Genomic DNA, 9,477 nt, shown 5'->3' with positions numbered 1-9,477 from the left:
CCGTCGAATACGAACGCGCCGTCCCCGATGTCGCCGGATTCGCCGTCGCTCCGGCGGCTGCGTCGTCGCTCGATTCTGACGCCGCGTCGCCACCAGCTCGGGAACCTGCCGCGTCGAGGGCGGATTCGAGGTCGGACGAGCCGGCGTCCGCGTCGCCGCTGCGTCCGTCGCCGCTCCCGTCGCCGGCTGACGCCGCATCGCCGTCATCCGAGGCGACAGCGCCGTTCTCGACTTTCGACTCGAGTTCCGCGAGGCGGGACTCCAGGCGGTCGATCTGTTCGTTCTTCGTCTGGAGCGTCGCCTGGTAGCCGTCCGGCGGAGCGCCGTCGCCGTGCGCCAGCGCGTTCGCCATCTTCCGGGCGGCCGCCGACACGTCGCGGGCCGTCTCCAGTTCGGACTCCAGTTCCGCGATGCGCTCCTCGCGGTTCTCCACTTTCGACTCGAGTTCCGCGATGCGGTCCCGCTCCTGCTCCTTTCGGTCGGTGATCTCCCCGAGTTCGTCCATCAGCGACCCGCTGACGGATTTCAGGTCCGGGCGCTCGAAGTCGTCGAGCCCCGGCGTGGCGCCCGCGTCGAACGTGCGCTTGCGCTTGAACTGGACGCGACGGACCGAGTCGTCGCTCCAGTCCGTCTGGATGAACGCCTCGCCGTCGCCCAGGTCCACCACCTCGTCGCCGTAGTCACTGCCGACGATGCGACTCACGACCTTGGTGTCGTTGTCCCAGGTGAGGCGGTGCCAGGCGATCCAGTCGCACTGCGTGATGAAGTCCTTCTTCACGTCCGCGGGCCGCTGGCTGATGCCCACGACGCCGAGGCCGTGTTTGCGACCGCGCTTCCCGACCTTGATGATGAGCTTCCCAGTCTCGTCCATCCCGCCGCCCTCCGGGATGTACTCGTGGCACTCCTCGACGACCAGGAGGAACGGCTTCTTCAGTTTCTTCTCCTTCGCGAAGAGATGCCGGACCGTCTCGCGGAGCAACTCGTTGGCGACGTCCTCGTCGAGGAACCCCGAGACGTCGAGGATGATGGGGACGTTCTCGTGGAGCGCGAGGTGCGCGAGTTTCTCGGCGTGGTCGACGCCGACCTGGATGTCGCACTCCTCGTCGGCGCCCGCGTGCAGGAGTTCGTACTCCTCCTTGAGGCCGTAGTACTCGCCGTCCGTGTCGACGATGAGCACCGGATAGCCGGCTTCGAGGAGCTCCTCGACGACGACGCTCGTCGTGTTCGACTTCCCGGACCCGGACTTCCCGGTGACGAATCCGCGGCCGGTGAGCATCTCCACGATGGGGAACTCGAGCCTGTCGCCGTCGGCCGTTTCGCCAACGTGAATCCGCTGGTCGCCGTCCTCGGCGGTGTCTGCCATCACGCGGAGCCACACGATGCGGGGAGAAAACCGTTGCCCTCGATACAGGCCGACATCGCACACCGGATGGAGCCGGGAGTGCGACCGACGCCAAGCCGGGAGAGCCAGCCACTATCGCCGGCCGGGGTGGTCGTCGGGCAGCCGGCGGCGGCCGAACGTCGTCTCGCGGAGGGTCCCCCCTGTGTAGGACTCGCGCAGCAGGCCACGCTCGCGGAGCTCGGGGACGACGAGGTCGACGAAGTCCTCGAGGCTGTCGGGGCGCGCGACCTCCTTCACGTTGAAGCCGTCGACGCCGACGTCCTCGAACCAGTACGCGAACTCGTCGGCGACCTGTTCGGGCGTCCCCACGACGACGGGCGACGTGGTTCCGAGGCCTGCGAACTCCGCGACCTCCTGGACGGTCCAGTCGCGGTCGTCGTTGGCCGTGAAGGCGTTCACGACCCCCTGGATGGCCTCCGTCTCGATGTGCTCGAGGCGCTGGTCGGGGTCGAGTTCCGAGAGGTCCACGTCGACGAACCCGGACAGGAGCGCGAGCACGCCCTCGGTGTCGATGTGGTCGGTGTAGGCGTCGTACTTCGCCTGCGCGACCGCCTCGGTTTCGCCGACGATTGGGACGATGCCGGGGAAGAACGCGAGGCTATCGGGGTCGCGGCCGTGATCGCCGGCACGCTCGCGGAGGTCCGCGATGTAGTCACGCACGGCGTCCGCCGACGGTTGGCTGACGAAAACGGCTTCCGCGTTCGCCGCGGCGAACTCGCGGCCGCGGTCCGACGAACCTGCCTGGTAGATGACCGGCGTGCGCTGCGGTGACGGCTCCGCGCTGTGCGGTCCTGGGACGTCGAAGTACTCCCCGTCGTGGTCGACGGCAGTCACCTCCCCGGGGTCGGTGTAGACACCCGCGTCGCGGTCCCGGACCACGGCGTCGTCGCTCCAGGAGTCCTCCCAGAGCGCGTAACAGACGTCCATGAACTCGTCGGCGCGGTCGTAGCGCTCGTCGTGGTCCATGCGGTCGTCGTACCCGAGGTTCGCGGCCGCGGACTCCAGGTACGACGTGACGACGTTGAACGCGACGCGGCCGTCCGTGACGTGGTCGAGCGTGGAGAACTCTCGGGCGAGCTGGTAAGGGTGGTTGTAGGACGTCGACTTCGTGATGGCGAACCCGAGGTTGTCCGTGGCATCGGCCATCGCGGGGACGACGTACGCGGGGTCGTTCGAGGGAGTCTGGACGGCGTTCTCGATTGCGGGGTCCCGCGAGTCGCCGTAGACGTCGTAGATCCCGCGGACGTCCGCGAAGAACACGGCGTCGAACCCGCCGCGTTCGGCAGTGCGGGCGACGTCAGTCCAGTACTCGCGGTCGTAGTACCGGTAGGACTGGTCGCCGGGGAGGCGCCAGGAGCCGACGGAGACGTGCTCCACGGCGTTCATCGTGAAGAGATTGAGCCGCATCTGCTCGGTCATTGACCGGGGTTCGCGCTCCCGGGGTTTAGCCGAGCGGGCACCGGCGGACGCGTGGCGTTGTCACCGTCCCCGGCAAACCTCGCTGGTAGAGCTTGGCGAGAATGGAACTGGCAGGCGACCCGGGAATGGGCAAAATGGGGCTCGCAGGCGACGTGAACGATGCCGACGCGGGGTGTCGCACTCCCGCAGAACCGCGCCGGGCGGCGGTCAGATCACGTCGCGAGGTGGCCGCGGCTTCGTACTTGAACGTTCGGCGGGGAGCGGGCCGCCGTCACGAGAATCAGGCCCTACCGGTCGTCGCAACTGCGGCGGGGCCGTGCAGTCCGGTGGCGATACTGGCAGGATCGAGTCGAGACGCGAGCGCGGCCCGTCAGCACTCAGTTGCGGCGACCTCGACCGTGCTGTCGCCTGCTGGACGTTCCTGCAGGCTGATCGTTTCGTCACTCGTGACTGTGACGTCGTAGCCGGCGTAGGCGAACGATACCTCGCCGTCAACCATTCCAGCGACGAGCGTGTCGAGTGCGTCTGGTTCGATAGCGTCCCACAGCGGTGGGAGTTCCAGGGCGTCCGTTCCCGACGCGGTCGCTACCTTCTGTATCACTCGCTCAGAGACAGTCTGCCGCTCCCGTGCCATACCCCTCCATTACAGAGGCGGCACTTAAATCTACGTCAAACGGGGAGAGGATTTCCGGGTTCCAGGCCCCTGAACCCGTACAGATCGGCAACGCACCGCATTTCGTCCACCTGTGAGTTACTGCCGAATACGGCGCCGGAATGACGACCGGTGGTACGGCGTGCGCGCAGAACCGGTCAGCAGGAACAGTAGTAGTCGCGGCCGTCGAACTCGACGTCCAGCCGGTGGGCCATCGGCGCTGGGTCGCTCGGTCGATAGACGGCAGTCGTGAGTTCACCCGTGATCTCGAAGTCACCGGAGACCAGCGTCTGCCAGTCCTCCGTGGCGAGCACGTCGGCGAGTTCGCCGTTCGCGAGCAACGGGAGGTAGTCTTGGAGGGACACCCAGCGGGCGTCCGTGAGCGGACGCGGGTCGTAGTCGACCCCCGTGGCGTCGGCGTACGCGGCCATCGGCAGATTCGCACCGGCGGCGACGGGCATGCTGATCCACTTCCAGGGGCGCGTGTTGACGTCCAGGAGGACGTACTCGTCGCGGTCGCGGTCGTAGACGAACTCGGCTTCGCTGATGCCGTGGTAGCCGGCGTCCTCGATGACCGCGAGCGCGCGCGCCTCGATTTCCGGCTGGTCGACGCGCTCGACGACGCAGGACGTGCCGTAGCCGAGGGGCGCGCGCACTCGTGCGTTCCCGACGACGGCCAATGGGTCGCCGGATTCGGGGACGTAGGACGCCAGCGAGTGGTCTTCGCCGCGAGCGACCGGGACCTTCTCCTGGGCCATGATCTCGATGCCGGTGTCCCGGGCCATCTCCACGACGTCGCGGTACTCCGCCCGGTCAGCGACTTCGATGACGTTCGTCCCGACTGCCTCCTCGAACTCGCGCTTGCGAGCGGGCTTGACCACCAGCGGGAACCCGAGTTCGTCGGCGGCGGCCGCGGGGTCGACCTCGGAGAGCCGGTAGGTCTCCGGGTAGGGGACGCCGAGTTCCTCGCAGGTTCGGTACAGCGAACTCTTGTCGAGGACGGCGTCCAGCACCTCGCTGTCGGCGAACGGCAGGCTGACGCCGTCGGGGTCGGTTTCGGCGAACGCGAGCGCCCACTCGTCCATGCACCCGAACGCGACGGGGTCGTGGTCGACCGCGGCCGCCAGCGCTTCGACGTCCTCGCGGAAGCCGGCCTCGTCGTCCAGCGGGTACGTGAGCCGGCCCGCGTAGTCGACGGCGTTCGAGGGAGGCGCGGCACCGTCCCCCGAGCGGTCGAGTGCGACGACGGGAACGTCGTGTGCGTCGAGCGCGCGAGCCACGGAAAGACCAGTGACGTGGGCGTTCGCGACGAACGCGGGCGGTCGGTCGAAGGACGCGGCCGCCAGGGCGTCACGGAGTGCCTCGAACTCGTGGACGGTCATACCCGGGTTTGCGCGCCCCGCGGCTAAAGCGGACTGATACCCACAGCGGCGCGCCGGTATCCACGACGCCGGCCTGAGAGGGACCGGGTGTCGGTAGCGGCCCAAGGACCCGGTCAGCGGGTCGAGTCCGGGCCTTCGACCGGAGCAGGGGCACAGTTCGGCGGCTGTCCGGAGCCGGGTTCGAGGTGCCGTCGGGCGTAAGCCGGGGAGTTCTCGGTGGTCGGGTCGCTTTCTTCAGTTGATTGTCCCCGTCGCCGGTCGGCCGGTGTGGGGGGTCGCGGGGCCAGTCTCGCCGAGACGACGGGTTCGAAGCCTTTATTCGCGCGCTGACCCTCAGCCTCCAGTAGTAACTATGTCCGAGAAGCCGGCCTCCATGTACCGGAAAATCGACAAGCCGTCGTACACCCGTCGCGACTACGTTACGGGAATTCCGGGCTCGAAGATCGCACAGCACTCGATGGGCGACCTGCAGAAGGACGCCGACGAGTACCCCGTCCAGATCAGCCTCGTGCCGGAGGAGGAGTGCCAGCTCCGCCACGGCTCGCTGGAGGCGGCGCGCCTGTCGGCGAACCGCCACCTCATCAAGGAACTCGGCGAGGGCAACTACAAGATGCGCCTCCGCAAGTTCCCCCACCAGATCATCCGGGAGAACAAACAGGCGACGGGCGCGGGCGCGGACCGCGTCTCCGACGGGATGCGCCAGGCGTTCGGCGTCCCGGTCGGGACGGCCGCCCGCATCTACCCGGGCGAACCGCTGTTCACCGCGTACTGCGATGTCGAACAGGCCGACGTCGTCAAGGAGGCGTTCCGCCGCGCGTACAACAAGATCACGCCGCCGTGCAAGATCAACGTCGAGCGCGGCGAGGAACTCCTCGTCAGCTAACTCGGGCGCATTCTCCCGTTCTCCCGGTCCGTAGCGTCTGCTAATCGCTCACCGCGAAGCGACGGCTGAACCGGCCGGCGACTCGGAGTGCCGTCCCGGACCGATTCGGGTTTCTGCACTGGCCGGACTGTCGCCAGCGACCGGCGGCTTTTAGCCGCGGAGCGTCCACGTTGTGGTATGCTCGCGCTGGCGGTCGCTCACGACGCCGAGACGTTCCAGCGGATGCGCGACCCGCTCGCCGACCGCGGGATTCGCGCCGAACACGTCTCCGTGCGCGAGGCCGTGACGGACCTGTCGGCGCCGCCGTTCGACCCGACGGACTTCGACGTGGGGTTCGTGTTCCCCGGTCGGTTGATGGAGGGCGGGGTCGTCGACGCGCTGCTGGCGGTGCCGTGGGTGAACGACCGTACGGCCGTGCTGCGCTCCCGGAACAAGGCCGGGACGCTCGCGCGACTCGCGGCGGCCGGCGTCCCGGTGCCGGAGACCGTCTACGTCTCGAATCCCGCCGACGAGGACGACGTCCGCGCGGCGTTCGCGGGGTTCGACGGACCGGTCGTTGTGAAGCCGAACTCGACGACGCGCGGCGTCGGCGTCGCGAAAGTCCACGACGCGGATTCGCTGGCCGGCGTGACCGACTACCTGGACCTCATCCACGACTACCGCGCGACCGGAGACAAGTCCTACCTCGTCCAGGAGTACCTCCCGAACGCCACCGACTACCGCGTGATGGTGCTGGACGGCGAGGTAGTGGGCGCGGTCCGCCGGGAAGCCCCCGGGGGCTGGAAGCACAACGTCCACCGGGGCGCCGACGCGACCGGGGTCGACCTCCCGGACGAGTTACGGGAACTCGCAGTCGACGCCGCGGACGCGCTCGGCGTGGACTGGCTCGGCGTCGACGTCCTGGTCTCCGGCGACTGCGCGGTGGTCAACGAGACGAACGCGCGCCCGACCATCGACGACGAGACGAAGTACCAGGCTGGGTTCTACGATCGACTGGCGGCGCTGGTCGAACGGACCGCGGAGCAGTAGACAGCAAAACGGGGGTCGGCGCCCGAACCGAACTCGGGGACGACTGGACGCGGCAGCGGTTACTCGACGTCGATGTTCGTCGAGTCGCTCGTGCGCTCGAACGTGATTTCGAGGATGCCGTTGTTGTAGGAGGCTTCGCCGGACCGCGGGTCGACGGCGCCGGGGAGGCTGATGCGTTCGTCGTACTCGCGGGTGTCGCCGTGCGCGCTGATGGTGACGTGTTCGCCGTCGCACTGCACGGAGATGTCGTCTTTCTCGACGCCCGGGAGGTCCGCGATGACGCGGACCTCGTCGTCGGTTTCGTGGACGTCGACGTGGGTGTCGGTGGAGAACCCGGACTGGTCGTTGTCGAACCCGGTACCGCCCTCCATCATTTCGTCCATCATCCGCTCGATCTCGCGGAAGAGGTCGTCGAATGGGTCGTCCCGGTCGTCGCGTCTCATGACGATACGTAAGTAACCGCGCTGGAAAAGCGTTCGGACTGTGCCATTCTCGGCGCGTGTAGTCGCCGGCGGGACGGCCCCAGATTCCGGGCGGTCTGGAGTCAGATGCCGAGCGCGTCGTTCGTGGTCGCGACGGATTCGGCGGCGTCGGCGGCGTCCGTGATGGCGCGGACGGCGTCGACGTTCTCGGGGACGACGTCGGACTCCTGGTGGATGGCCTGGAAGCAGTAGAAGTCGCGGCCGTCCGTGGTGACCGAGTCGCCCCACAGGCAGTTCTCCCAGAGGTCGCCGCGTGGGCGGCCGCGGTCCAGCGCCCACTCCTTGAGCTGGCCGGTGCCCTCGATGCCGAGGTCGGCGTCGACGACGGTGATGCGGGACTGCTCGGCGAGCAGGTCGCGGACCTCGTCGGCGTCGGGTTCGGCTTCGAGCGTGACGTTCACGCTGTGCATGTGCATCAGGGTCGCGGGCACCTTCATGCCGAGCGTGTCGATGTCGAGGTCCGGGAAGATGGTCTGGACGTCGGGGCCGTGGTGGCTCGGAATCGTGACCGGGTCCGGGAGGATGTCGTTGATGGGGCCGCGGTCGCTCTGCCCGGGGTCGCCGCCGCGCCGGACGAGCGTCGTGCGGACCTTCTCGACGCCGTAGGCTTCGCGGAGCGGCGCGACGAGTCGCGAGAGCCCCGTGGTGTTACAGGAGACGACGCGGACGTGGTCGGCGCCGACGGCGTCGTCGTAGTTCGACCGCGCGTTGAACGAGACGTCCGCGACGTCGGCGTCCTCGCCGCCCTGGTAGATGGCGGGCGTGTCGTACTCCTCGTAGAGCTCGCAGTTCTTGGCGCCGATGCCGGAGGGCGTGGCGTCGACGACGACGTCGCTCTGGGCGACGAGTTCGTCGACGAGGCCCGCGGTCTCGAGGCCGGCGTCAGCGAACCTGTGCGCGCGGTCCTCGATGGCGGCGTAGAGGTCGTAGCCGCGTTCGACGGCCTGTTCGGCCTCGTAGTTCGGACGGGTCTTGGCGACGCCGACGACGCCCATGTCGGGTTGGTCGCGGACCGCGTCCGCCACGCGCTTCCCGATGGTGCCGTAGCCGTTGATGCCGACGCGAATCATGTCGGGGATTCCCAGCGGAATGGGGATAACCGTTTCGAGGTCGAATCATCGAAAACAACTCCGTCCCGAGTAAAACCCCGTGTGCTACCCGTTACCAAAGAGCTTTCGTTCTCGCAGCCCGTAGTGGTACATGTATGCCCGAGGACAGATCCCACAGCGACGGGTGGAGTCTCTCGGACGACGCAGCAGACCAGATGGAGTTCTTCGACCAGTTCGAGGAGCCGCCGGAGCCCTGACGAGCCCCCTCCCACGTTTTTGCGAGTCGACGCACCGCCGGCCACCACACCGACTGCTGTTCCTCAGACCGACAGCGGCGGAACCGCCGGTACCAGTTCGGGGAGGTGGACGACGACGACAGCGACGCCGAGTTCGAACGCAGTGACCACGAGCGTGACGGGGAGCGCCCACCTACTGCTCGTGGTGACGCCGACGGGCACGTCGTACTCCTCGCTGTACGGGTAGAAGAACGCGAGGCCGCGGACGTTCCCGAGCAGGTCGAGCGTGAAGTGCGTGAGGACGCCGATCCAGACGTAGTGGAGGTTCCCGTAGACGAGCGGGAACGCCGCGAAGACGCCGAGCGTGAGGAGGTTGTGGAAGGTCTGCCGGTGGGTACCGAAGGAGGTGTCGAGGTCGGGGAACAGCGCGCCGAGGACGACAGGAATCGCGACCATGCCGACGTTCCGAACCATCTCGGCGTCGAACGTCGGCGTGATGATGACCCCGAGGCCGACGCCGAGCAGGACGGCGTTGAGTGCGTGCTCGCGCTCGTTCATGCCTGTCCCGGGTATCGAACCGGAGGCGGATAACGCTACGTCAGACACCGGCCCCGCCCGGCGTCCGGGCCGGAGGGAGCGACGTGAAATCTGCGCAACGAAAGCGCTAACAGCCCGCCGGGCGACGCCCCGACCATGAGCCTGCGCGAGGCCGCCGAAACCGCGGTCGAACAGTGTCTCGGTCTGGACGCCGAGGAGTCCTGCGTCGTCGTCACCGACGACGACCGCCAGCCCATCGGCGAAGCCCTCTACGAGGTCGCCAGCGAGGTCTCCGAGGACACCACGATTCTCCGATACCCGCCCGGCGAGCAGCACGGCGCGGAGCCGCCGGGGCCCGTCGCCGCCGCGATGCGGGACGCGGACGTGTCCTCGCGCCGACGACGAA

General features: G+C 68.1%; 9 protein-coding genes and 1 pseudogene. 3 read left to right on the top strand and 7 right to left on the bottom strand.

The annotated features are described in order from the left end of the window. From GRX66_RS13105 to GRX66_RS13090, 4 genes are all read right to left on the bottom strand, one after another. Nucleotides 1-1,363: helicase HerA domain-containing protein (locus tag GRX66_RS13105; protein ID WP_233745517.1), on the bottom strand; the 1,363-nt coding region annotated here is incomplete at its 3' end. 111 nt (nt 1,364-1,474) lie between these two features. After that, nucleotides 1,475-2,821: an LLM class flavin-dependent oxidoreductase gene (locus GRX66_RS13100; protein ID WP_159526964.1), complete on the bottom strand. Its 1,347-nt coding sequence runs from the start codon at nt 2,819-2,821 to the stop codon at nt 1,475-1,477. A 370-nt stretch (nt 2,822-3,191) separates the two neighbouring features. Further along, entirely contained in the window at nt 3,192-3,455 is a 264-nt protein-coding gene (locus GRX66_RS13095; protein WP_159526963.1) for a HalOD1 output domain-containing protein, read from the bottom strand. A gap of 176 nt (nt 3,456-3,631) precedes the next feature. Beyond that, the gene (locus GRX66_RS13090; protein WP_159526962.1) at nt 3,632-4,855 is read right to left on the bottom strand and encodes a carboxylate--amine ligase; all 1,224 of its coding nucleotides are present in this window, start codon (nt 4,853-4,855) and stop codon (nt 3,632-3,634) included. 352 nt (nt 4,856-5,207) lie between these two features. Here GRX66_RS13090 and GRX66_RS13085 point away from each other — a divergent pair, with 352 nt between their 5' ends. Together GRX66_RS13085 and GRX66_RS13080 are read left to right on the top strand one after the other, a co-directional pair. Continuing rightward, nucleotides 5,208-5,738, top strand: a complete 531-nt coding sequence (locus GRX66_RS13085) for a 50S ribosomal protein L16 (protein WP_159526961.1) — start codon at nt 5,208-5,210, stop codon at nt 5,736-5,738. A gap of 177 nt (nt 5,739-5,915) precedes the next feature. Beyond that, nucleotides 5,916-6,767 (top strand): ATP-grasp domain-containing protein, encoded by an 852-nt coding sequence (locus GRX66_RS13080; protein ID WP_159526960.1) that lies wholly within the window; start codon nt 5,916-5,918, stop codon nt 6,765-6,767. A gap of 59 nt (nt 6,768-6,826) precedes the next feature. Here the strand turns inward: GRX66_RS13080 and GRX66_RS13075 are convergent, their stop codons facing one another. The 3 genes from GRX66_RS13075 to GRX66_RS13065 form a co-directional block, all read right to left on the bottom strand. Beyond that, nucleotides 6,827-7,210 (bottom strand): Hsp20/alpha crystallin family protein, encoded by a 384-nt coding sequence (locus GRX66_RS13075; RefSeq protein WP_159526959.1) that lies wholly within the window; start codon nt 7,208-7,210, stop codon nt 6,827-6,829. Between the two features lie 101 nt (nt 7,211-7,311). Continuing rightward, nucleotides 7,312-8,319: a type II glyceraldehyde-3-phosphate dehydrogenase gene (locus GRX66_RS13070; protein WP_159526958.1), complete on the bottom strand. Its 1,008-nt coding sequence runs from the start codon at nt 8,317-8,319 to the stop codon at nt 7,312-7,314. A 299-nt stretch (nt 8,320-8,618) separates the two neighbouring features. Further along, the gene (locus GRX66_RS13065; RefSeq protein ID WP_159526957.1) at nt 8,619-9,092 is read right to left on the bottom strand and encodes a metal-dependent hydrolase; all 474 of its coding nucleotides are present in this window, start codon (nt 9,090-9,092) and stop codon (nt 8,619-8,621) included. 135 nt (nt 9,093-9,227) lie between these two features. On the opposite strand from GRX66_RS13065, the pseudogene GRX66_RS13060 reads away from it, so the two are divergent. Next, nucleotides 9,228-9,477: pseudogene (locus tag GRX66_RS13060) on the top strand (aminopeptidase); the annotation flags it as partial.

The sequence above is a fragment of the Halobacterium bonnevillei genome, assembly GCF_009831555.1.
Classification (GTDB): Archaea; Halobacteriota; Halobacteria; order Halobacteriales; family Halobacteriaceae; genus Halobacterium; species Halobacterium bonnevillei.
This window is presented reverse-complemented; position numbering and strand designations above follow the sequence as displayed.